The organism is Phytohabitans maris (assembly GCF_031085175.1).
Taxonomy (GTDB): domain Bacteria; phylum Actinomycetota; class Actinomycetes; order Mycobacteriales; family Micromonosporaceae; genus Phytohabitans; species Phytohabitans maris.
Genome location: NZ_JAVHUY010000010.1, coordinates 78,382 through 101,631, shown reverse-complemented (window position 1 = coordinate 101,631; position 23,250 = coordinate 78,382). Strand labels below are relative to the sequence as shown.

The window sequence follows — 23,250 nt, the reverse complement described above, 5'->3', positions numbered from 1 at the left end:
TAGGGCTGCCCGGGTCCGTGCGCATCGGACCCGGGCGGAGCCTACGATCCAGAGCGTGCGCGGGATGCCATGGGCCCGGGCGCGGGCGGTGGCCGCGACCGCGGCGGCGCTGGGCACCGAGCGGGTCCCACTCTCGTCGGCCGCTGGGCGGATCCTCGCCGCGCCGGTACGGGCGCTCGCCGCGTCGCCCGCCTTCGACACCGCGGCGATGGACGGCTACGCGGTCGCCGGGTGCGGCCCGTGGCGGATCGCCGGTCGGGTGCTGGCCGGCCGGCCCGGCTGGGCGGGCACGCTGGCCCCGGGTGTGGCGGTCGAGATCGGCACCGGTGCGATCGTGCCGGACACGGCCGAGGCGGTACTGCCGTACGAGGTCTGCCGGGTCGACGGCGACACGGTGAGCGGCGCGCGCGAGGTCAAGGACCACATCCGCCGGGCCGGTGAGGACGCCCGCCCCGGCGACGAGCTGGTACCCGCCGGGCGGACCGCCACGGCCGCGGTGCTCGGCGCGGCGGCGCAGGCCGGCATCGACGAGCTGACCGTGCACCGCCGGCCGGCGGTCGCGGTACTGGTCACCGGCGACGAGGTGGTGACCCGCGGGGTACCCGGCCCGGGGCAGGTGCGCGACGCGCTGAGCCCGATCGTGGCCGCCCTCGTCGAGCGGGCCGGCGGCGGGCCGCTGGCGCACGAGTACCTGCGCGACGACGCCCGGCTGCTGCGAAGCGCGATCGACAGCGCGGACGCCGACGTGGTCGTGGTGACCGGCTCGTCCTCCGCCGGCGCCGCCGATCACCTGACCTCGGTGCTGGCCGAGCTCGGCGCGCGCTGGCTCGTGAACGGGGTCCGCTGCCGCCCCGGCCACCCGCAGGTGCTAGCGGTGACCGCCGCCGGCCGCTGGGTGGTGGGGCTGCCCGGCAACCCGTTCGCCGGCCTGGTCGCCGGGTTGACCCTGCTCGAACCGCTGGTGGCCGCCCTGGCCGCCAGCCCGCTGCCGGCACCGGCCACGCTCCCGGTCGTGGGTGCCGCGCGCCCGTACCCGGACGGGGTGCGGCTGGCACCGGTCGAGCTCGGCGCCGGCCCGGCGCGGATCGTGCCCGGCGCCCGGTCGGGCAGCCTGCGGGCCGCCGCGATCGCGGACGGGCTCGCCGTGCTGGGGCCGCGCTGGGTCACCGGGGGCCGGGCCGCCGTGCTCGCCCTACCGTGAGGCGGGCGACCCGGTGTAGACGACCTCCGGCGCGAGCAGCGTGGTCCAGTGTGGACGGTACCCGGGCGCCCGCCGGCCCAGCTCCTGGCGCAGGTGGTCCAGCCACGGGCCGCTGATCCCGTCGTCCGGGATCCAGGGCGGCCACGAGTCGTAGCGGCGTTCGACCTCGTACCCGGTGGCGGTGGTCGCCAGGCGCAGGTAGATCCAGTGCCCGCGCTCGGGGTGCGCCTCCGCCTCGCGCAGCCGCCGGACCAGCTCGGTGGCCTCGTGAAACGCGGTCCAGTTGTCGTCGCCCGGCCGCTCGCCGGGTGGGACCTCGCCGGGCACCTGGCGGGCCGAGGTGTCCAGCACCTCGAAGAGGAGCGTGCACCGGCCGTCGTGCCCCGGCGCGCGGCCACGGGTCCAGGCGACGAGCGCGGCCAGCTCGGCGCTCTCGCCCGGGGTCGGGCGGTCGAACTCGCCGGACTCGCGCATCGCCGTCCACACCAGACGGTTGTGCTCGCGGTCGCTCAGCAGCCGTACCCGCCGTTGCGGGGCCTCCGTCGCGGCGGGCGTGACCGGAGCGGTCGAACCGGCGGTCAGGCCGGCGCGGGCGGCCATCGCGACACCCGCCGCGAGGTCCACCGGGCGCTCGCGGAGGCGGCCGAGCAGGCCCTCCAGCGCGGCGGCGTCCACGGTTCGGGCCGTCGCGGCGGCGACCAGGCGGTCGGCCGCGGCGGTGACCTCCGCCGCCTCCCGCTCGCCGTCGATGTCGTGGCCGCCCCACTCGCTCACCACGCTGCGGAGCTCGGCCACGATCGCGGCGCCGTCCTCGAAGAGCCAGCCGATCGTGGAACGCAGGCCGTCGTGGAGGCCGTCCGGGTAGCCGACCCGGTGCCAGCTCCCGCCTTCGTACCAGTACACCGCGCCGAGCATGTCCTCGTCGGCGTGCGGGAGCAGCCGCGGCCAGGGCAGCCACGCCGGCGCGCCGGCCAGCAGGTCGATGGGTGGGTCGGCGGTGGTCGTGTCGCTGTACTCGTGGTCGAACCCGAACAGCACCGCCCGGCCGCCCTCGACCAGGATCAGCCGGGCCCAGTTGCCGCCGTGGTCGTCGTAGTGCGCGCCGTCCGCGTCGAACCAGTACACGTCGTCGTATCCGGCGGCGGTCATCGCCGCGGCGAGGGCGCCCCACCGGCTCGCCAGGACGTCGGGCGCGGGTAGCTTGATCAGCACCCGCCCCACGCTGCCAGACCTGCGCAAACGCCTCACGAACTCGGGGCGACAGCCGAGCGAGGCGCCCGTCGCCCGGCAAGCGGTGTCAGGCGAGCGAGGCGATGATCGGCTGGATCACGTCGAGCGCGGCGAAGCCGGAGCGGCTGAGCTTGCCGTCCTCGCGCAGCTCGCCGAGGCGCTCGTCCAGGTCGCGGAGCCGGTCGACGGCCCGCTCGATCCGCCCGTTGCGTACCGAGGTGGTGATCGTGGCGAGCGTACGCAGGATTTCCCGGCCGGCCCGCTCGTCCAGGTCGCCGCTCTCGATCAGCTGCTGAGCGGTCACCGCGACGGCGGCGATCCGCTCGATGGGGCCCGCCGCCGGCGTACGGGAGGCGGCGGGCCCGCTCGGGCTGGCCGGTGCGGCGCTCGTCGGGGCGGGCGCCGGCTCGGTGGACTCAGGGCCGGGATCGGTCGCCGCCGGTACGGCCCCGGCCGGATCCGGTGCCGCCGGCCGATCCGCGTCCCGGGTGAGGAACACCACCGCGACGGTCACCGCCGTGACCAGGATCAGGACGGCCGACACCACGCTGATCCACCATCGCCGTAGCCACGCCTGAACGATCGCCGGGTCCGGCAGCCAGGCGGGCAGCGTGGCCGGCATCCGGTGCCGCCCGGGCGTACGCGGGTTCGCCGGGCCAACCTCGACCAGCTCCACGGTCAGGGCTCCGGCGTCGCCGTCCGCCCCGACATCGAGCCGGGTGACGACGTTCGGGGGCTCCGGTCCTTCGCCGATGCCGCCGCCTACCGCCATTTCGAAGCCTCCCCGTGTGACATTGATGCCATCCGGACAAGCGCGGGAGCGCCCGCCGGTGTTACTCCGACCGCCCTGGCCGGAGGTCGTCCGGCCAGGGCGTAGCGCGTTCAGAAGGCGTTGCCGGCCTCGACGTGGGAGTCGATGGCGGCCATCACCACGGCGCCTCCGGTGTCGGAGTCACCGATCTGGGTCATCGCCGGACCGGTACCGCCCACGACGACGTTGGAGTCGTCGTAGGTGACGATGTTGCGGTTGCCGCTCGACCGGATGCCGAGGTCGTCGTAGCCGTCGCCGCCGATCACGAGCGGGTCGCGGCCGCTGGCCGTCGTACCGCCGTCGTCGTCGGTCACCGCGGCGGAGCCGGTCGAGGCGAGCGTGCTGGCGGCCTGCTCCTCGTCCGGTTCGTCGGGTTCCTCGGGCTCCTCCTGGCCGGGCGGGGCGTCCGCCGAGTCGCCGGAGCGCACGAACGAGCGGACCACGAAGAGGGCGTTCAACCCGCTCGAGTCGGTGTCGCCGGTGTTTCCCATGACCTGGCCGTTGCGGTTGAGGTACACGTTCGAGTCGTCGTACGTGACGATCTGGTCGTTGCCGGCGACGTTGACCGAGTGGTTCTCGTACCCGGCGATCGCCACCGCCCGGTCGCCGAGGTGCGGCGTGAACTCGTTGGTCACCTCGCTGTCCTCGTCGCGGACGGTGCCCGTCACGGCGCTCTGCCCGGTCTGGAGCGTCGAGCCCTCCGAGTCGATCGTGACCGCGCCGCTCGACTGCGCGTCGCCGGTGTTCGCGGTGAGCTTGCCGTCGTCGCCGACGTAGACGATCGCGCCGTCGTGGGCGAGCACCTTCAGATCCTGGTGAACGGTGTCGGCCGCCCCGCCGCCCGGCTCGCCGTCGTGCTGGGCCGGAGCCGCCGTGACTTCCTTGGTCGTCTCACCGTCGGGCGTCACGATCGTGAGCCGGAGCGTGACCGGCTCGGGTGCGGCGGGCTGCTCGGCGGCGGCCGAGACCGGCTCGCGGCCCTGGTGGTCGGACCACCACAACCACCACCCGAACAGCCCGGCACCGACCACGAAAAGCCAGGCCAGTGCTTGTTTTGGGACGTACACGCAGGCTCCTTCCACCGTTCTGGGTCGGCACAGCGAACACCGATGGCGGAAGGTGTATTGAACCGGTAGGTCCGAAATTTACTGATGCGCGAATGGTGCCGGGCCGTCTGCCCCGGTTGTCATCCCTTCGAGGGATAACGCGTCCCGAAGCGCCGCCCGGGATCCGATGCCCAGCTTGGGAAAGACCCGGTACAGGTGGGCGCCGACCGTGCGGTGCGAGAGGTGCAGCCGCTGCCCGATCTCCTTGTTGGTCAGGCCGGTCGCGGCGAGCAGCGCGATCTCCCGTTCCTGCGGGGTCAGCACGGCCGTCCCGGCCGCGGGCGTGGCACCGGCCGCGCGCAGCTCGGCCTCGGCCCGCGCGGTCCAGGGCGCGGCGCCCAGCTGCTCGAACACCTGCCGCGCCGCGGCCAGCTGTTCCCGGGCGGCCGACGTGGCGTGGTGGCGGCGCAGCCACTCGCCGTACGACAGGCGCACCCGGGCCAGGTCGAACGGCCACCGCTCCGCGCCCGGCACCCGGACGGCCGCCACGAAGCGCTCGCCGGACGGGTCGACGGTCGCCGTGGCCGCTGCCGCCACGAGGCCGAGCCGTGGCGAGAGCGCCGCCACCCGTTCCAGCGCGGCGGCGTGCGCGGCGGCCTCGGCCTCCCGGCCGGTACGCGTAGCGGCCTCGACCAGGTCAGCGGCCGACCAGAGCGCCAGCGGTGCGTTGGCGGCGAGCGTGCCCGGCGGGCTCACCTCGATCGCGTGCCGGTACGCCTCCTCGGCGTCACCGCGCCCCAGCGCCGCGACGGCCAGCGCGTGGTGTGCCGCCCGGCTCATCGAGTGCGCGCCGTGCGCCGCCGCCCAGCGGAGCATCCGGCCGGCGAGGTCCTGCGTCGTGGCCTGGTCGCCCTGCCCGGCCGCGACCAGCGCCGCGCCGAACCGCAGCGGCCACCGCAGCGTCTGGTAACCGTGGGCCGCGCAGAGCGCCTGCCCTTCCGCGGCCAGCCGGGTCGCCTCGTCCCAGCGGCCGGTGCGTACGCTGTCCAGGCAGAGGTTGACCAGTGCGCGGACCACGGCGATGACCGCGCCGCCGCGCCGCCCGTCGCGTACGACCCGGCGGTGGGCCTCGCGGCAGGCGGGCATCCGGTCGGTGAAGAGGGCCGCCCAGCCCACCGCCACGACCCGCGCCGGGTCGATCTCGTCGTGCAGCCGTCCGATCAGGTCGTCGAGGAGCGCCAGGTCGCCAGGGGTCGCGCGGGCCGGGTCGGCGACGAGCGAGGCGCCCAGGGCCAGCAGCGTCGGCGGTCCCGGGCGGAGCCGGCCGACCGCGGCGCGAAACGGTGCCCACAGCTCGTCCCGGCCACCGAGCGCGCAGACGGTCAGCAGCGCCTGCAGCGCGTCGATGTGTGCCGGGTCGCGGTCGTCGAGCGCGCCGACCAGGAGTCGATGGGCGGTGTCCACGTCGCCCTCGTCGTTGAGTACGAGGTGCGCGGAGGCCACCGCCGCCGGCACCGAGCCGCGCCGGCCCGGGTCGGCGTGCCGGGCGTCGCCGAGCAGCCGGGACACGCCGCGTAGGTCGACGTCGGCCCGTACCGACGCGGCCTCGGCCAGCCGCCGGCTCCGGTCGGCGCCGCGCGGGCTGAGGTCGGCCGCCCGGACCATCGCCGCGAACGCGCCGGCCGCGTCGCCGCGCCGCCGGTGGGTGTGCGCGGCCCGCATGAGCAGCCCGGCCACCCGCTCGTCCGGGCCGAGCGTCGCCCTGGCCAGGTGCCACGCGCGGCGTTCGGGATGGTCGGCGCTCTCGGCCAGCACCCGGTGCGCGGCCCGCCGCTCGCCGGGCCGGGCGAGCGCGACGACGGCGGAACGGGCCAGCGGATCGCGAAACCGGACCCGGCCGGCGTCGATCGCGACCAGGTCGGTCCGCTCCAGGTCGGCCAGGTCGGCGGCGACGGCGGGCCCGGCCGGACCGTCGAGCGCGACGAGCAGCAGCAGACGGCGGGTCGGCGCGGGCAGCGGGTCGAGGCGGGTGCCGTACAGCGCGGTGAGGCGCGGGCCGAGCGGCAGCGGGTCGGGCAGGTCGCGGGAGCCGGTGCGCTGTGCGGCGGTCAGCGCGGCCGGCAGCTCGTGCAGCGCCAGCGGGCTGCCCTGCGCGGCGGCGAGCAGGCGCCGGAGTACCGGCCCGGCCAGGTCGGGAAACCGGGCCGTGAGCAGCGCCGACGCCGCGCTCTCAGCCAGCGGGCCGATGGCCAGCGCGCCGATCCCGGGCAGGTCACCGGCGGCGTCGGTCGCGGCGAGCAGGGCGGCGCCGCTGCCGTCGAGCCGGCGGGCCAGGAAGCCCACGACGGTCGCGCTGGCCGGATCGACCCGGTGCAGGTCGTCGACGAGCAGCAGCACCGGCGCGGCGCGGGTCAGCAGCGTCAGCGTCGCGGTGGCGACGACGAGCCGGTCGTCCGCGGGTCCGGTGTCCAGCCCCATCGCCGACCGCAGCGCGTCGCGGTGTGCCGAGCCGAGCCCGTCGACGCCGGCCCGCAGCGGCCACAGCAGTTGGTTGAGCCCGGCGTACGGCAGGTCGGCCTCGAAGTCGCTGCCGGCACCGCGCAGCACCCGGACCCCGGACGCGGTCGCCCGCTCGGCCGCCGCCTCGAGCAGTGCCGATCGTCCGCTGCCGGCCGCGCCGGTCAGTAGGAGGGCGCCGCCGCCGAGCACGGTCGCGATGGCTTCGATCTCGTCGTCGCGCCCCAGCAACGCGGCACCCGCCTGGGTCCCCCGTACCACCACCGCATGCCAATTTAAGTCACCGCGAAGGTCATCTGACCGAAGTCCACGGAAGCGCCCGCATTCGACACTCTGGCGATGGATCTGGAGATCTCCGTGGCCGTCTCGGCCGACAGCCGCGCGGCGTCCCGCGGGCCGGGGAGTGCGCCGGCCGCGCTCACCGTCAACGGCGCGACGTACCTCGTCGCGGTCGAGCCGCGGGTGAGCCTGCTCGACACGCTTCGCGAACACCTCGATCTCACCGGTACCAAGAAAGGCTGTGACCAGGGCACCTGCGGCGCCTGCACGGTGTGGGTGGATGGCCGGCGGGTGCTGTCCTGCCTCACCCTCGCGCTCTCCTGCGAGGGGCACGACGTCACCACCATCGAGGGACTCTCGGACGGCGCCGGGCTCCACCCGATGCAGAAGGCGTTCATCAAGCACGACGCGTTCCAGTGCGGATACTGCACACCCGGACAGATCATGTCGGCGGTCGCGCTGATCGCGGAAGGAAACGCCGGCACCGACGCCGACATCGCCGAGTACATGAGCGGCAACATCTGCCGCTGCGCCGCGTACCCGAACATCCGCGCGGCGATCCGGGAGGTCCGGGATGCGACCGCTTAGCTACGCCCGGCCGCACGACGCGGCGACGGCGGTAGCGATGGTGGAACGCGACCCGGCCGCCGCGTTCCTGGCCGGCGGCACCACCGAGGTGGACCTGCTACGGATCGGCGTACACCGGCACGACCTGCTGGTCGACATCAACGAACTGCCGTACCGCGAGGTGGAGGAGCTGCCCGGCGGCGGCCTGCGGCTGGGCGCGCTGTCCCGGATGAGCGACGTGGCCCGCGACGACCGCGTGATGGCCCGCTACCCGGCCGTGTCGCAGGCGCTGCTGCTCGGCGCGTCGGAGCAGCTGCGCAACATGGCGACGATCGGCGGCAACCTGTGCCAGCGGGTGCGGTGCGGCTACTTCCGCGACGGGATCTCGCCGTGCAACAAGCGCCACCCGGGTACGGGTTGCGCCGCGATCGACGGCATCAACCGCGGCCACGCCGTGCTCGGTACCAGCCCGCACTGCATCGCGACCCACCCGTCCGACCTGGCCGTGGCGCTCGTCGCGCTCGACGCGCTGGTGCACGTGATCGGGCCGGGCGGCTCGCGGGCGATCGCGATCGACGACTTCTTCGTGCTGCCCGGCGACGCGCCGCAGCGGGAGCACCCGCTGGCCCAGGGCGAGCTGATCGTGGCGGTCGACCTGCCGGGAGAGGTGATCGCGGCCCGCTCCACCTACGTCAAGGTCCGCGACCGCCAGTCGTACGAGTTCGCGCTGGTCTCGGTCGCGGCGGCGCTGACGGTCTCGGAAGGGGTCGTGCGGGACGTACGGCTCGCGCTCGGCGGTGTCGGCACCAAGCCGTGGCGGGCCCGGATCGCCGAGGCGGAGCTGATGGACGCGCCGGCGACCCGGGAGTCGTACGAGCGGGCGGCCGCCGCCGAGCTGAGCGGCGCCGACGTGCGCCGGTACAACGCGTTCAAGGTGCCGCTGGCCGAGCGGACGATCGCCCGCGTACTGGAGCGCGCCTCATGAGCACGTCACATGCAGCTCGTCGGAATGGGGCCCAGCAAGCGTTTTCAGTTGTCGGCATGCCGGTGGACCGGGTCGACGGGCCCGCCAAGGTGACCGGCGCCGCCCGGTACACGGCGGAGATCGTGCTGCCGGACCTCGCGTACGCGACGATCGTCGGCGCGACCATCCCCAGTGGACGCATCCGCCGGATCGACACCGGCCGGGCGCTCGCCGCCGGCGGCGTCCTGGCCGTGCTCACCCACGAAGACCTGCCGCGCGTCGCCGAGCCACCGCACCTGCTGCCGTCGCTGGTCGGCGCCGCCGCGCCCGGCGAGAGCTTCTTTCCCATGCAGGACGACGCGGTGCACTACGCCGGCCAGCCGGTCGCGGTCGTCGTGGCGGACAGCCTCGAGCGCGCCCAGCACGCCGCGTCCCTGGTCCGCGTGGACTACGCGCGGACGCCCGCGGTCACCACGCTCGACGAGGGGCGCGACTCGGCGTACGAGCCGCCGACGCTCTTCGGTGGCCTCATGCCGGCCCGCATGTCGCGCGGTGACGTCGACGCCGGCCTCGCGGACGCCGACGTGCGGGTCGACGTGTCGTACCACTTCGCGGCCAACCACCACAACGCGATCGAGACCTCCGCGACCACCGCCGACTGGGACGGTGACCGGCTCACGCTCTACGACTCCACGATGGGCATCCGGGCGACCCAGCTCACCGTCGCCCACCTGCTGGGCCTGCACGTCTCGGACGTACGGGTGGTCACCCACTTCGTCGGCGGCGGGTTCGGGAGCAAGGCGATGACCTGGCCGCACGTGACGCTGGCGGCGATGGCGGCCCGGCAGGTCGGCCGCCCGGTACGGCTGGCCCTGACCCGGCCGCAGGCGTTTACGTCGACCGGCCACCGCGAGGAGCAGGAGCAGGCGATGTCGCTCGGCGCCAAGCGGGACGGCACGCTGATCGCGCTGCGCCACCACAAGCTGTCGCTCGCCTCGCCCTTCGACGACTGGGCCGAGCCGGCGACCGCCACGACCACGCAGGTGTACGCGTGCCCGAACACCGAGGGCGTACACCGGCTGGTCACCGGAAACACGATGACGCCGACGTTCACCCGCGGGCCGGGCGAGTCGGTCGGCGTGTTCGTACTGGAGACCGCGATGGACCAGCTCGCGTACGAGCTCGGCGTGGACCCGGTCGAGCTCCGGCTGCGCTGCCACGCCGAGACCGACCCGCGGGGCAACCCGTGGTCCAGCGACGGGCTCGCCGAGTGCCTGCGGGTCGCGGCGTCGTCGTTCGGCTGGGCCCGGCGCGACCCGCGCCCCCGGATGCGGCGCGAAGGCGACTGGCTGATCGGCACCGGGATGGCGGCGGCCGCGTACCCGGTCGCGTTCATCATGCCCACCCAGCGCGCCCGGGCCCGGATCTACGCCGGCGGCGACGCGGTCGTGCAGACCGGTACGCAGGAGTTCGGCACCGGCGTCACCACCGTGATGACGCAGGTCGCCGCCGACGGGCTGGGACTGCCGATGGAGGCGGTCCGCTTCGAGGCCGGCGACACCGACCTGCCCAACACCTCCGCCGCGGTCGGCTCGTCCGGCGCGATGATGGTCAGTGCCGCCGTGCACAACGCCGCCACCGCCCTGCGCGACCAGCTCGTCGCGATGGCGGTCGCGGACAGCGGCTCCCCGCTGCACGGCGCCGAGCCGTCCGATGTGGAGGTCCACGATGGACGGATGCGGCTGCGCTCGCGGCCGGAGGTGGGCGAGACGTACGGCGAGGTGATGGGGCGCCACCACCTCGAAGACGCGGAGGCGCTGGGCAGTTGGACCCCACCGCCGCCGGATACTCCGCACGGCCTGCTGACCTTCGGCGCCCAGTTCGCCGAGGTGGCCGTCGACCCCGAGTTCGGGCTGGTCCGGGTGCGGCGGCTGGGCGGCGCGTTCGCGCCTGGCCGGGTGCTCAACCCCAAGACCGCCCGCAGCCAGCTCATCGGCGGGATGCTGTGGGGGATGGGCCAGGCCCTGCTGGAGGGAAACCGGATGGACCCGCGGCAGGGCCGGTGGAGCGCCACCAGCCTGGGCGACTACCTGGTGCCCGTGAACGCCGACGCGCCGGACGTGACCATCGACCTGATCGAGGTGGACGACGAGGTGGTCGGCCCGCTCGGTGCCAAGGGGGTCGGTGAGATCGGCCAGGTCGGCGTCGCCGCGGCGATCGCGAACGCGGTGTTTCACGCGACCGGCCGCCGGATACGCGAGCTGCCGATGACGGCCGAGCTCGTCATGGACCCACCGTAGGCGGCGTGTCGATGCCGGACTGACCCGCGGCCACCACGCCGGCCGCGGGTCCCGGCGTCCGTGGGCGAGAGGTGGACCACCGCGTACATCTGTCGATATGTTCTTGAGGCTCCATCACGAGTGGACGTTTCCCTGGGGGACTCCTATGCCTCAAGCTCGACACCTGCTTCTCGCCAGCGCCGCCGTCACGGGCGGGCTCGTGCTGGCCGCACCCGCCACCGTCGCGGCCGCGCCGGCCGACCCGCCGCCGACCATCGTGGTCGAAAACGGGATGACCCAGCCGGTCTTCTCCCTCGCCGACGCGATCGAGGAACGGGTCTATGTGGAGACCCCGCTCGACACCAACCACGACGGGCGGACCGACCGGGTGGCGATCGACATCTCCCGGCCCCGGGAGACCGCCACCGCCGGCTTCAAGGTGCCGGTCATCTTCGAGCACAGCCCGTACCGCAAGGACGTCTGGGGCGAAGTGCCTTACTACAGCGTGGAGGTGGACGACCTGCCGCAGAACGGGCTCGACCGCCACAGCGCCGCGCGTTCGGCCGGCGCCGCCGTACGGCGCGCGGCGGCCAAGGCCAACCTGCCCGGCTCGCTCGACGACTACTACGTCCCCCGCGGGTACGCGGTCGTGCTCGGCCAGAGCGTCGGGACCGCCGACTCCGACGGCTGCTCCACCAGCGGCGACGCCGCCGAGACGCTCGGCACCAAGGCGGTCGTCGACTGGCTCAACGGGCGCGCCAAGGGGTACGACGCCAGCGGCGCCCGGGTCACGGCCGGCTGGACCACCGGTGCGGTCGGCATGACCGGCGCCTCGTACAACGGCACGCTCCCCAACCAGGTCGCCACGACCGGCGTCGAGGGCCTCAAGACGATCGTCCCGGTCGCCGCGATCAGCAGCTGGTACGACTACTACCGGGCCAACGGGCTGGTCGTCGCGCCCGGCACGTACCAGGGTGAAGACCTCGACGTGCTCGCCAAGTTCACGGCGGGGCAGGCCCGCTCCGAGGGCGACTGCGCCGACGAGATGGCCGCCATCACCGCCAAGCAGGACCGGGTGACGGGCGACTACTCGCGGTTCTGGGCGGAGCGCGACTACCTGGACGCGCGCCGGGTCAAGGCCAGCGTCCTGGTCGTGCACGGGCTCAACGACTGGAACGTCAAGACCGAGCACTTCGCCGGCTGGTGGGACCAGCTCGCCAAGTCGCACGTGCCGCGCAGGATCTGGCTGCACCAGGGCGGCCACAGCAGCCCGAGCAGCACGCCGGTCACGCTGCCCAACGGCCAGACCTGGACGTACAAGCAGACCGAAAACCGCTGGTTCGACTACTGGCTGTGGGGCGTGCGCAACGGCGTCATGAGCGAGCCGACCGCCGTCGTCCAGCGGGAGAACGGCGCCTACACGACGTACCGGAACTGGCCCGACCCCGGCGCCCGCGACGTCGCCGTACGGCTGGCCGCGCCCGGCGCGCTGACCACCGGCCGGACCTGGGGCCACGCGCAGCAGTCCTTTGTGGACGAGGGCCGGACGATCCACCCGGACGACCTGGTCGCCAACCCGGACGTGGCCAGCCCCAACCGCCTCGCGTACACGTCACCGCCGCTCACCCGCGACGTACGGCTCTCCGGGCGGCCGGAGATGCGGCTGCGGATGGCGATCGACAACAAGCCGGACGCCAACCTGACCGCCTACCTCGTCGACTACGGCCCGGCCGGCTCGACCGCCGCGCCGTTCGTGGTCACCCGCGGCTGGATGGATCCGCAAAACCGCAAGGGCGCCGGCCGGAGCGAACCGGTACGCACCGGCCGGCTGTACGACTACCGCTGGACGATGCAGCCCAAGGACTACGTCTTCCCGGCCGGCCACCGGATCGGCGTGGTGGTCTTCTCCACCGACCAGGAGTACACGCTCCTCCCGCTCGGCGGCACCCGCCTGCGCGTCGCGACCGGCGACAGCGAGGTGCACATCCCGGTGGTCGGCGGCCGGTCGGCACTCGGCTTCTGACCCGCGGTCTCGCGGGCGCGGTCCACCCAGGGACCGCGCCCGCGTTGCTCAGCTCCCCGCCCGCGGGCTCGCACGGTGCCCACTTGGAGAGGTCGGATCAGTTGTGGAGGTCGAACCGGTCGAGCTCCATGACCTTGACCCACGCGGCGACGAAGTCAGCTACGAACTTCTCCCGCGCGTCGTCGCTGGCGTACACCTCGGCCAGCGCGCGGAGGATGGAGTTCGAGCCGAAGACGAGGTCCGCGCGGGTGCCGGTCCACTTCAGCTCGCCCGTGGTGACGTCGCGCCCCTCGAAGGTCTCCTCCGCCTCCGAGGTGGCGCTCCACTTGGTGTCGAAGTCGAGCAGGTTGACGAAGAAGTCGTTGGTCAGGACCTCCGGCCGCTTCGTGAACACGCCGTGCTGCGACTGCTGGGTGTTCGCGTTCAGCACCCGCAGGCCGCCCAGCAGTACGGTCAACTCCGGGGCGGTCAGCGTGAGCAGCTGTGCCCGGTCGACGAGCAGCTTCTCGGTCGGCCAGACGTGCCCCTTGCCCTGGTAGTTGCGGAAGCCGTCGTGAGTCGGCTCCAGCACCGCGAACGACTCCACGTCGGTCTGCTCCTGCGTGGCGTCGGTGCGGCCCGGCGTGAAGGGGACCTCCACGTCGTACCCGGCGTTCTTCGCCGCGCGCTCGACGGCCGCGCCACCGGCGAGCACGATCAGGTCGGCGAGCGACACCTGCTTGCTCCCGCCCGCGGCGTTGAACTGCTGCTGGATGCCCTCCAGGGTGCCCAGCACCCGGCGTAGCTGGGCCGGGTCGTTGACCTCCCACGCGTTCTGCGGGGCGAGGCGGATGCGGGCGCCGTTGGCGCCACCGCGCTTGTCGGTGCCGCGGAACGTCGAGGCCGACGCCCAGGCGGTCGAGACCAGTTCGGCGACGGTGAGCCCGGAGGTGAGGATCGACGCCTTGAGCGCGGCGATGTCCTCCACCCCGATCAGCTCGTGGCTCACCGGCGGGACCGGGTCCTGCCAGATCTGCGGCTCGGCCGGGACCTCCGGGCCGAGGTACCGCGCGATCGGTCCCATGTCGCGGTGGGTGAGCTTGAACCAGGCCTTGGCGAAGGCGTCGGCGAACTCCTGCGGGTTTTCGTAGAACCGGCGCGAGATCTGCTCGTAGATCGGGTCGACGCGGAGCGCGAGGTCCGTGGTGAGCATCATCGGCGCGTGCCGCTTCGCCGGGTCGTGCGCGTCCGGCACCAGCTCCCCGGCGGCCGGGTCGGTCGGCGTCCACTGCTTTGCGCCGGCCGGGCTGGTGGTCTGCTGCCACTCGAAGCTGAACAGCGTCTCGAAGAAGCTGTTGTCCCAGGTCACTGGCGTCGGCGTCCACGCGCCCTCGAGGCCGCTGGTGATGGTGTCGCCGCCCTTGCCGGTGCCGTGCGCGTTCTTCCAGCCCAGGCCCATCTCGTCGATCGGGGCGGCCTCCGGCTCGGCGCCGACCTTGTCGGCCGGGCCGGCACCGTGGGCCTTGCCGAACGTGTGACCGCCGGCGATGAGCGCGACCGTCTCCTCGTCGTTCATGGCCATCCGCCGGAACGTCTCCCGGATGTCCCGAGCCGCGGCGAGCGCGTCGGGGTTGCCGTTCGGGCCCTCGGGGTTGACGTAGATCAGGCCCATCTGGACGGCCGCGAGCGGGTTGGCGAGCTGGCGGTCGCCGCTGTAACGCTCGTCACCCAGCCAGGTCTCCTCGTTGCCCCAGTTGATCTGCTCCGGCTCCCAGACGTCCTCGCGGCCGCCGGCGAAGCCGAACGTCTTGAAGCCCATCGACTCCAGGGCGCAGTTGCCGGCGAGGATCATCAGGTCGGCCCAGGAGAGCTTCTTGCCGTACTTCTTCTTGACCGGCCACAGCAGGCGCCGCGCCTTGTCCAGGTTGCCGTTGTCCGGCCAGCTGTTCAGCGGGGCGAAGCGCTGCTCGCCGGCGCCGCCACCACCGCGCCCGTCGGTGATGCGGTACGTGCCGGCGCTGTGCCAGGCCATCCGGATGAAGAGCGGACCGTAGTGCCCGTAGTCGGCCGGCCACCAGGCTTGCGAGGTGGTCATCACCTCGTTGATGTCCGCCTTGACGGCCGCGAGGTCGAGGCTCTTGAACTCCTCGGCGTAGTCGAACGCCGTGCCCATCGGGTCGCCCTTGGAGGAGTTCTGGTGCAGCACGCTCACGTCGAGCTGGTTTGGCCACCAGTCCCGGTTGGACGTGGCCCGGGTCGGGCGCCCGCCGTTGTTCTCGGTTCCCACGTTGCTCTCCTTGCGCTCGGAAACGGTGCCGGTCCCGGACGTCTCCGGGACCGGATCAGATCAGTCGCTGGGTCATAAATCGGTCGCCGACGGTCGTGGTAGACAGTCCTGATGTCTCGAAACGCCTCACGTGGCGCGCGGTGGTCAGCGCCTGCACCGTCAGATTGTGGATCACTTTTCTGGACTCAGTCAAGAATATCGGGGGGCGGTCTCGCGGCAATCGCCGACGAACCGGTTCAGGTGCTTGTGACGCTGGTCACAGCCCCGATCTGACCAATAGCCGTCTCCGTGATCTCTCTTCGATATCTCACTGCATGGGGGCGGTTACTGAAAGTCGTTGTGCTGTAACGGATTCTTTGTGCGTCTGGCTGCCCGGCCGGTTCGGTAAGCTGGCCGCCGGCCACCCCATTGCACGGATGGAAGGGACGGAATGACGGCACCAGTCCGACGGTGGTGCATCCTCGCCCTCGCGGCGGTCGCTGCCGCGACCCTCTTCCTCGCCGCGCCGACGGGCGCGATGGCCAAGCCGGGCGCCCCGTCCACACCGGACGAGAGCGGCCCCGCACTGCTCGGTGACGTGCTCACCGCCACCGGCAAGCGCCACGCCCAGGCGAAGGCCGCGCTCAACAAGTCGCGCGCCAAGCAGCTCCAGCTCAACCTGGAGGTCCGCAAGGCGAACGAGAAGCTGGCCGAGCTCGCGCCGCAGATCGGCGAGATGGCCGCGACCTCGTACCGGACGGGCAAGCTCACGGCCGTGTCGGCGCTGCTCGACACCGCCTCGCGGGACCAGTTCGTGGAGAAGGCGTCCATGCTGACCGAGCTCAACATGGTCAACGACCGCAAGCTCGCCGAGCTCAACGCCGCCCGCGAGAGAGCCGCGCAGGCCAAGAAGGCGCTGGACTCCGAGGTCGCCGAGGAGCAGAAGCAGTTGGCGATCATCGCCCGGCAGAAGACCGAGGCGGAAAAGGCGCTCGCCCTGGTCGGCGGCACCAAGCTGACCGGCGGCTTCGTCTCCGCCTCCTCGCCCGTGGCCAAGGCCGCGCCGCGCAACTCGGACGGCTCGTGGCCGGACGAGTCGTGCAGCGTCGACGACCCGACCACCTCCGGGTGCATCACACCCCGGACGTTCAACGCGTACACGGAGGTCCGCAAGGCCGGCTTCAAGCGGTTCGTCGGGTGTTTCCGCTCCGGCGGCCCGTTCGAGCATCCGAAGGGCCGGGCGTGTGACTGGTCACTGCAGAGCAGCGGCTTCTCCAACGCGCACAACGACGACATGCGCCTGTACGGCAACAACCTGACCGCGTTCCTGGTGCGCAACGCCGACCGGCTGGGCATCCTCTACGTCATCTGGTTCCGGCAGATCTGGTTCCCCGCCACCGGGTGGAAGAGCTACAGCGGGCCGCAGGACCACAAGGACCACGTGCACATGTCCATCATTTGACCATCCAAAGCCGATGCGGGCCCGCCTCTCCTCAGAGGGGCGGGCCCGCGTATTAGCAAATCTCGTTGATTCCCAGCGAACGCTCAGGTTCCGCCCATATCCTGTCCACGAGGGGAGTACCTCGCCAAGATCGTTCCGGTCAGTACGGGCCATGTCACACGCCCCCGGGACGAGCACCCGCCGGCACCTCAGCGGGTGAGGGAGACCTCGGACGTTGTCGTGTGTCCGAGGAAGGATCTGGCGAGGTGTTGGAGTCGATCGGGTCGCCGTTGCTGTGGTCGGTGACCATCGCGGTCCTGCTCGTGTTGCTGGCGCTCGACTTCGCGGTGACGCGCCGCCCGCACGAGGTGCCGATGCGCGAGGCAGTCGGCTGGACGGTCTTCTACCTGGCCCTGCCGGTGATCTTCGGCGCTATCGTCTGGTGGGCCTACGGCGGCACGCCGGCCGTGGAGTTCTTCACCGGATACGTGGTGGAAAAGTCCCTGTCGGTCGACAACCTGTTCGTGTTCATGCTGCTGCTGGCGTCGTTCGCGGTGCCGCCGGCGCTCGCCCAGCGGGTCCTGCTGTACGGCATCGCCGGCGCCCTCGTGCTGCGCGGCATCTTCATCGCCGCCGGCGCCGCGGTGATCGCCAGCGGTGCCTGGGCCTTCCTGCTCTTCGGCGCCGTACTGCTGGTGACCGCCGTCAAGGTGGTCCGGGACGCGCTCCGCGGCGAGGAGCACCAGATCGACATCGACCGCATGCGCGCGGTGCGGCTGCTGCGCCGGCTGATGCCGGTCACCCCCGACTACCAGGGCTCCCGGCTGACCACCCGGATCGGCGGCCGCCGCGCGCTGACGCCGATGGCACTCGTCGTCGCGGCGGTGTTCATGACCGACGTGGTCTTCGCGGTCGACTCGGTCCCCGCCGTCTACGGCGTGACCGAGGATCCGTACCTCGTCTTCGTCACCAACGCGTTCGCGCTGCTGGGCCTGCGCGCGCTGTACTTCGTGCTGCGCAACGTCCTCGCCCGCCTGCGCCACCTCAACTACGGCCTCGGGCTGATCCTCGCGTTCATCGGGGTCAAGCTCGTCCTGCACTGGGCGCATGGCGTCTGGGACCAGGTCCCGGAGGTGCCGACGCTGCTGTCGCTCGGCGTCATCCTCGCCACCCTCGGCACGGTGACGGTGACGAGCGTGGCCGCCAACCGCCGCGAACGCCTGGCAGCACAGAAGCTCTAGGGACTCCCGAAGACCCGAGCGCCGGTGATCGTGGTATTCCAGTGCCCCCTGCGGGACACCTAAGGACCACGATCTCGATCCTCACCTGGCGGGCCGGTCCGCTGTGGCGGGCGGGTTGAACAATGTCGGGAGGCGTCGATCAACCCTGGAGGTCGCGTGTTCAGGTCCCGTCGCACCAAGAAGCACGACGAGCCGTTCGATGACGGGACGCTGGAGGAGGTGGAGTTTCAGGACGGCGGATACGCCGTTGACCTGGTGCTCTGCATCGACGTGACGTCCAGCATGACGTCGATCATCGAGACGGTGAAGCGCGGCGCGCTTACCTTCCACGTCCGCCTGGCGAAGGCGATGGCGCTGAAGGAAAAGCCAGTGGGCAGCCTGCGCATCAGGGTCGTGGCGTTTCGCGACTTCAAGGCCGACCGGGTCGACCCGGTGCAGGTCGGTGGATTCTGGCGGCTCCCGGCCGAAGTGGACGCGTTCCGGCGGTTCGTCTCGGGGCTGCGCGCGTCGGGTGGCGGTGACGAGCCGGAGTCCGGCCTGGAGGCGCTCGCCCTCGCCATCGACTCGGACTGGGACCGCGAGCCGGAGCGGCGCCGGCACGTGATCGTCCTGTTCACGGACGCGTCCGCTCACCCCTTGGGCGTGGGCCGGGAGGCCACCGCCTACCCGGCCGGCATGCCCGAAGACCTGGACGCGCTCGCCGCGCGATGGGGACAGGGCCGGAGCCCGTCCGCGGTCATGGACACCGGCGCGAAACGCCTGCTGATCTTCGCGCCGGACCGCGACCCGTGGACCGGCATCGCCACCAGTTGGAACAACACCCTCCACTCACCCTCGACGGCCGGCACCGGCCTGAGCACAGTGGAGATCGACGACGTGATCGGCATCATTGCTGGCAGCGTCTGAGGCGCACCGCGTCCAACGCCCCTATGGACCTGGTGGCCCGGCCTGGATCGGCCGTTCGGGTCGTGACTGGGAGCGGTACACGCTGGTCCGCAACGGTGAGCCTCCAGGCAGCCGTAAGCCGCAGGCCGCGGCGGCGAGGCCTCCGGTAACCTTGATCCCGACGGGCCGCTAGCTCAATTGGCAGAGCTGAGGACTTTTAATCCTTAGGTTCGGGGTTCGAGTCCCCGGCGGCCCACCCTTCTGACCTGCGCCTTCTCACGTGGCCCTGTCCGGCGCGGAGTGCGGTTACTCGTTGGATACGCTCGTCACTTGCGGGTTTTCCTGCGTCGCTTCCTACTGCTCTGACCTGCGGTTTTACCCGTCGGCGCCGGATGGCGTCCGGCTCCTCGACCGTGCTTGGTTGCGGACTTTCCTCATCGGGCGTGCGGTTGGCGGCTACGAGCTGGCGTTGCAGCAGCGCGATCTGGTGCCGCAACGCCAGGATCTCCGCGTAGTCACCGATGACGATCGATGAGGGCGACTACTTCCACAGGTGGCCTGAGCCGTCCGGCGTAGCGCCAGTGCCTGAGCACTGGCGCTACGCTTCGTGGATTCAGCAGCGCGCGCCCACGTCGGCGGATGCGGGTCACAGCCGGTCGGCGTACCAGGTGGCGGTCGCGCGGCCGGTTCGGCCAGCGGCGTCGGTCGCGGTAACGGTTACCGTATAGGTGCCGACGCTCAGCCTTCCGCTCAGCGTTCCGGTGCTCGGGTTGATCGTGATGGCCGGCGGAAGACCGGTCGCCGACCAGGTGTAGGGCGCGGTTCCACCGGCGGCGGCCAGGGAGTTCGTGACGCTCATTCCGCCGAGGCCGTTGATCTCGCGCAGCCCGCTGATGATGATTGTCGGGACGAACACGTGACGGTTCGGTCCGGCGGTGTATCCCGGGATCACCCCGTGCGTCGCGACATGGGACACGTCGGCGGTGATTTGCGCGGCGGTGTGCGACGGGTGCATCGACCAGATCAACGCGGCGATTCCGGTCGCGAACGGGGTCGCCATCGACGTGCCGTCCAGCGGCATGCTCGCTGTGTCCGAGGTGTTCCAGGCGGAGAGGATGTTCTGGCCGGGCGCGAACACGTCGACACAACCGCCGAAGTTGGAGAACGTCGCGCGGTTGTCGGAGCCGTTGAACGCCGTCGCGCCGACCACGATGGCGTTACGCATGTTGGCCGGTGAGAACCCGCAGGCGTCGGCGCTGGCGTTCCCCGCGGCGACGCTGTAGACGACGCCGTCGTTGATCGAGCGCTCCACCGCCAGGCTGACCACCGAGTTGGCTGGCCCGCCGAGGCTCATGTTCGCGATGGCGTACTCGCCCGGGTCGTGGTCGGCCGTGACCCAGTCGACGCCTGCGGCGATGGTGGCGTTGCTGGCGCTGTTGGCGCAGCCGAAGACCCGTACGGGCACGAGTGTGACACCCTTGGCCACGCCGAAGGTGGTGCCGCCGGCGATGCCGGCCACGTGTGTGCCGTGTCCGAGGCAGTCGTCCGTCGACCCGCTGCCGCTGAAGTCGGCGCCGGCGGCGACCCGGCCCGCGAACTCGGTGTGGCTGGCCCGGATTCCGCTGTCGATGACGTACACCCGGATGCCGGACGCCCTCGTCGGGAAGGTATATGCGCCGTCAAGCGGCCAGTTGGGCTGGTCGATGCGGTCCAGGCCGCCGTTCGGCGGAACGGACTGGGTGTCCTGCAACGACACGATGGCGTTCTGTTCGACGAAGTCGACGGCAGGGTCAGCGGCGAGCCGTCGCGCGTCGGCTTCGCTCAACGAGACCTCGAAGCCCTGGAACGCGGCCGAATACACGTGACCGACGCGGCCGCGGTGCGTCCCGGCCAGCCGCAGCGCCGTCGACCCGGTTGCCGATCGGGTCACCGTGCCCTCTTTGAGGACCACGATGTAGCTGTCCTTGATCGCCTCACCGGCAACGTGACGCACGGTCCCTTGAGGTGGCGCCGCCGGCGCCGGCGCGCCGGTCGCGGCCACCACGACGGCCGTGGCCGCCGCGATGACAGCGGCGTTAGAGCGGAGTGGGAACAGACGCATCGCTACCTCCCGGTTGTTGCACGGCGCCGCGGCGCGGCTGGCCGTGGTCTGGGTGACAAGAATCGACGTATCGCAATATCCAAGTTGCGCGCCGCGACCGGGGCGCTCGATATGAGCACATCCCGTCCTGCCCCGCCCCCAATCGGAGCGGGGCAGGACGGTGTACGGCCGTGCCGGGTGTGGTTACGTGGTAATGCTTCCCTCGGGGGTGTAGGTGTGGTCGGCGTACAGTGTGATCCGGATCCACGGGTACCAGTTGGTGCATGGGATGAGGGGCGACAGGCACTGCTTCAGGTGCCGCTGAAACATCGATGTGGTCCACGCGCGCGGCGTGGCACCCGCCACGTCCTGTGTCTGTTCGAGGATCTCGATGGTGCCGTCCGTCCTCGTCATGTCGCGGCGCACGACAAACCGGGTGACGTTGACATTGTCGGTGCACGCCTCGACGTGGTGTATGTAAGCCCAGATGACGTTTCCGAGCAGCGATTTTTGCCGGAGGCCGACGTCGATGGCGCCGGCGCAGTTCTCGGCCAGAAGCGCCGCGCCACCCGCGGCGGCCGGTGCCCCCTTGTCCTGCGCCAACGTGTAACCGTCGGCTTTGACGGAGATCGTGAGCCCGTCCGGCGCCGGTACGTGACGCGCGATCTCGGGCCGGGTCTTCACCAGCGCGAGATCGGCGGCGCTGTACTTGTTGCCGACGATCCGGGTGACCGCCGCCGCGATCTGATCCGTCGATGCCGCCGGGGCCGCGGCCGCCTCGGCGGTGCCGGGCGCCGACAGTAGCGCGGCCACCGCGACGAACAGGGTGGGTAGTACCTTCCTTCGTGCTAGCACACGATCCTCCTATGGGTCAGTTCGTGCAGTACCCCTTGGTGGTCACGTTGTAGACGTGCCAAGAGCCGTCCGGAGCGGTCCATACATGCGAGGACGTCGATGAGTCGTAGGGGTTGCAGTTGATGCCGGCGGTACGGAGCGCGACCCTGTTGGCCGCGATGCCGTTGCTGACCGCGGCCTCGCGAGTGTTGCCCTGGCCCTGGGACGTCACGGACCGGATCACGGTGTACGGAGCCGCGTTGGCGACGGTCAGCGTCAGGCCGTAGGCGGCCAGGATGGGCAGCAGCGGCTGGAAGTAGGTGGTTCCGCCGTTGGTGCAGTTGCCGGAACCGCCGGAGGTGACGCCCTGGGCCTGCAGCCCGGACAGCCAGGATCCGCCGGAGTCACCACCTTCGGCGCAGGCGTTCGTGCGGGTCAGACCCTGCACCGTTCCTTGGATGTAGTTGACGGTGGCGTTCTTGGCCTGGATGGTGCCGCAGCGCGTGCCGGTGGTGGACCCGGACCGGCACACCGAGGCGCCGACGGCCGCCTCCTGCGAACCCTCGACGGGCGTGCCACCCGAGGCGTTGACCTGCGGGGTGGGGGTCCAGTTGGCGTTGACCGCCACCCAGCCGTAGTCGACGCCGGGGAAGGTGGAACCGGCCACTGTGCCCTGCGCAACCCCGTTGACGCCGGCGGTGCTGGTGCCCACGCCGCCGCAGTGTCCGGCGGTGACGAACCCGCCGGTGACGGAGAACCCGATCGAGCATCGGGTGCTGCCGGGGTAATAGGCGTCGCCGCCGCGCAGGTCGTAGAGCGGTCGCGGCTGTTCGGTGGAGGCCTGGATGCGGACCGCCCCGGGGTCGGCGCCGCTGCCGGCCACGAAGCCGGCGGCGTCGGCCATGGCCGAGGCAGCCGCCAGCACGACAACGGTGTTGGTGGTGACATCGACGTACCAGCCGGCGACGCCGGCCGGCGCCTTGCTCAGGTCCAGCCGGGCCTTGGCGGTGTCCAGCTGCCGCTCACTGCGCGCCACCACCCGGGGCTGGGCGCCCAGTGCGCGGACCCGGTCGGCGGCGCCGGCGTCGGTGATGCCCACGACCAACTGCTGGTCGTGGGCGGTCAGCCAGGCGCCGCCGAAGCCGGCGCCGAGTTCGACGCGCACCTTCTGCTCGACGCGGGCGGCGTCGTCCTCCTTGGCCAGCCGGACCTGAACCTCGTCGGCGGTGAGGTTCAGGTCGCGTTGCATCGCGGACATCATGTCGGCCGAGGGGACGCCGACCGCTGGAGCCGCCGACGGCCCCACGGGCGGCCCGGCCGTGGCCGGCGCTGGTGTACCGGCGAGCACGGCGCATGCAACCGCCGCAATGCATCTTCGCGCGATCCTGTTCACGTGGCTCCTCGAGGGGTCGACGGTGTCGGGGTAGCGGGTGGCCGTGCACCACGACGCCGTGGTGCCGACCGTGACGCGTCAGGGTGCCGCAGGCTTCTTGCGGGCATCGTTGTCGGTCGATAATTTTGGCGGCGCTTGGCGCGGACAGGTATGGACAGCCGTGACCAAGGCGGCAGGTGGCGACATGATCGCTGTCCGGTGCGCTGGACAGCGC

The 23,250-nt window shown here is 72.1% G+C and carries 17 protein-coding genes and 1 tRNA gene; 10 read left to right on the top strand and 8 right to left on the bottom strand.

Annotation, left to right across the window (positions count from 1 at the left end):
- Positions 1 to 64: 64 nt before the first annotated feature.
- The gene (locus RB614_RS12735) at positions 65 to 1,201 is read left to right on the top strand and encodes a molybdopterin molybdotransferase MoeA (RefSeq protein ID WP_308712782.1); all 1,137 of its coding nucleotides are present in this window, start codon (positions 65 to 67) and stop codon (positions 1,199 to 1,201) included.
- Here the strand turns inward: RB614_RS12735 and RB614_RS12730 are convergent.
- The 4 genes from RB614_RS12730 to RB614_RS12715 all read right to left on the bottom strand — a co-directional run bounded on the left by RB614_RS12730 (position 1,193) and on the right by RB614_RS12715 (position 7,069).
- Entirely contained in the window at positions 1,193 to 2,413 is a 1,221-nt protein-coding gene (locus RB614_RS12730) for a hypothetical protein (RefSeq protein ID WP_308712662.1), read from the bottom strand. The genes RB614_RS12735 and RB614_RS12730 overlap by 9 nt on opposite strands.
- 85 nt (positions 2,414 to 2,498) lie before the next feature.
- Entirely contained in the window at positions 2,499 to 3,203 is a 705-nt protein-coding gene (locus RB614_RS12725; protein ID WP_308712661.1) for an FIMAH domain-containing protein, read from the bottom strand.
- A gap of 110 nt (positions 3,204 to 3,313) precedes the next feature.
- Positions 3,314 to 4,309 (bottom strand): hypothetical protein, encoded by a 996-nt coding sequence (locus RB614_RS12720; protein ID WP_308712660.1) that lies wholly within the window; start codon positions 4,307 to 4,309, stop codon positions 3,314 to 3,316.
- Positions 4,310 to 4,387: 78 nt separating this feature from the next.
- Positions 4,388 to 7,069 carry an AAA family ATPase gene (locus RB614_RS12715; protein ID WP_308712659.1) on the bottom strand — a complete coding sequence of 894 codons (2,682 nt, stop codon included), beginning with the start codon at positions 7,067 to 7,069 and terminating at the stop codon, positions 4,388 to 4,390.
- A gap of 75 nt (positions 7,070 to 7,144) precedes the next feature.
- On the opposite strand from RB614_RS12715, the gene RB614_RS12710 reads away from it, so the two are divergent.
- The 4 genes from RB614_RS12710 to RB614_RS12695 all read left to right on the top strand — a co-directional run bounded on the left by RB614_RS12710 (position 7,145) and on the right by RB614_RS12695 (position 12,917).
- The gene (locus RB614_RS12710) at positions 7,145 to 7,672 is read left to right on the top strand and encodes a (2Fe-2S)-binding protein (protein WP_308712658.1); all 528 of its coding nucleotides are present in this window, start codon (positions 7,145 to 7,147) and stop codon (positions 7,670 to 7,672) included.
- Positions 7,659 to 8,636, top strand: a complete 978-nt coding sequence (locus RB614_RS12705; protein WP_308712657.1) for an FAD binding domain-containing protein — start codon at positions 7,659 to 7,661, stop codon at positions 8,634 to 8,636. Before RB614_RS12710 ends, RB614_RS12705 begins: the two co-directional genes overlap by 14 nt.
- 56 nt (positions 8,637 to 8,692) lie before the next feature.
- Entirely contained in the window at positions 8,693 to 10,915 is a 2,223-nt protein-coding gene (locus tag RB614_RS12700) for a xanthine dehydrogenase family protein molybdopterin-binding subunit (RefSeq protein WP_308712656.1), read from the top strand.
- 145 nt (positions 10,916 to 11,060) lie between these two features.
- Positions 11,061 to 12,917, top strand: a complete 1,857-nt coding sequence (locus RB614_RS12695) for a Xaa-Pro dipeptidyl-peptidase (RefSeq protein WP_308712655.1) — start codon at positions 11,061 to 11,063, stop codon at positions 12,915 to 12,917.
- Positions 12,918 to 13,014: 97 nt separating this feature from the next.
- Here the strand turns inward: RB614_RS12695 and katG are convergent, their stop codons facing one another.
- Positions 13,015 to 15,183, bottom strand: coding sequence for a catalase/peroxidase HPI (gene katG, locus RB614_RS12690; protein ID WP_308712654.1), 2,169 nt, complete (start codon positions 15,181 to 15,183; stop codon positions 13,015 to 13,017).
- A 430-nt stretch (positions 15,184 to 15,613) separates the two neighbouring features.
- Here katG and RB614_RS12685 point away from each other — a divergent pair, with 430 nt between their 5' ends.
- The 5 genes from RB614_RS12685 to RB614_RS12665 all read left to right on the top strand — a co-directional run bounded on the left by RB614_RS12685 (position 15,614) and on the right by RB614_RS12665 (position 19,264).
- The gene (locus RB614_RS12685; protein WP_308712653.1) at positions 15,614 to 16,624 is read left to right on the top strand and encodes a coiled-coil domain-containing protein; all 1,011 of its coding nucleotides are present in this window, start codon (positions 15,614 to 15,616) and stop codon (positions 16,622 to 16,624) included.
- A 245-nt stretch (positions 16,625 to 16,869) separates the two neighbouring features.
- A complete protein-coding gene (locus RB614_RS12680; RefSeq protein WP_308712652.1) occupies positions 16,870 to 17,844 on the top strand; it encodes a TerC/Alx family metal homeostasis membrane protein in 975 nt (324 codons plus the stop codon).
- 156 nt (positions 17,845 to 18,000) lie between these two features.
- Positions 18,001 to 18,750: a vWA domain-containing protein gene (locus RB614_RS12675; RefSeq protein WP_308712651.1), complete on the top strand. Its 750-nt coding sequence runs from the start codon at positions 18,001 to 18,003 to the stop codon at positions 18,748 to 18,750.
- Between the two features lie 162 nt (positions 18,751 to 18,912).
- Positions 18,913 to 18,985 (top strand) — tRNA-Lys (locus RB614_RS12670).
- A 57-nt stretch (positions 18,986 to 19,042) separates the two neighbouring features.
- On the top strand, positions 19,043 to 19,264 hold the full coding sequence (locus RB614_RS12665; RefSeq protein WP_308712650.1) for a hypothetical protein: 222 nt from the start codon (positions 19,043 to 19,045) through the stop codon (positions 19,262 to 19,264).
- Positions 19,265 to 19,375: 111 nt separating this feature from the next.
- Here the strand turns inward: RB614_RS12665 and RB614_RS12660 are convergent, their stop codons facing one another.
- The 3 genes from RB614_RS12660 to RB614_RS12650 all read right to left on the bottom strand — a co-directional run bounded on the left by RB614_RS12660 (position 19,376) and on the right by RB614_RS12650 (position 22,892).
- Positions 19,376 to 20,830: a S8 family peptidase gene (locus RB614_RS12660; protein WP_308712649.1), complete on the bottom strand. Its 1,455-nt coding sequence runs from the start codon at positions 20,828 to 20,830 to the stop codon at positions 19,376 to 19,378.
- Between the two features lie 183 nt (positions 20,831 to 21,013).
- A complete protein-coding gene (locus RB614_RS12655; RefSeq protein ID WP_308712648.1) occupies positions 21,014 to 21,622 on the bottom strand; it encodes a hypothetical protein in 609 nt (202 codons plus the stop codon).
- Positions 21,623 to 21,680: 58 nt separating this feature from the next.
- Positions 21,681 to 22,892, bottom strand: a complete 1,212-nt coding sequence (locus RB614_RS12650; RefSeq protein ID WP_308712647.1) for a S1 family peptidase — start codon at positions 22,890 to 22,892, stop codon at positions 21,681 to 21,683.
- Between the last annotated feature and the right edge of the window lie 358 nt (positions 22,893 to 23,250).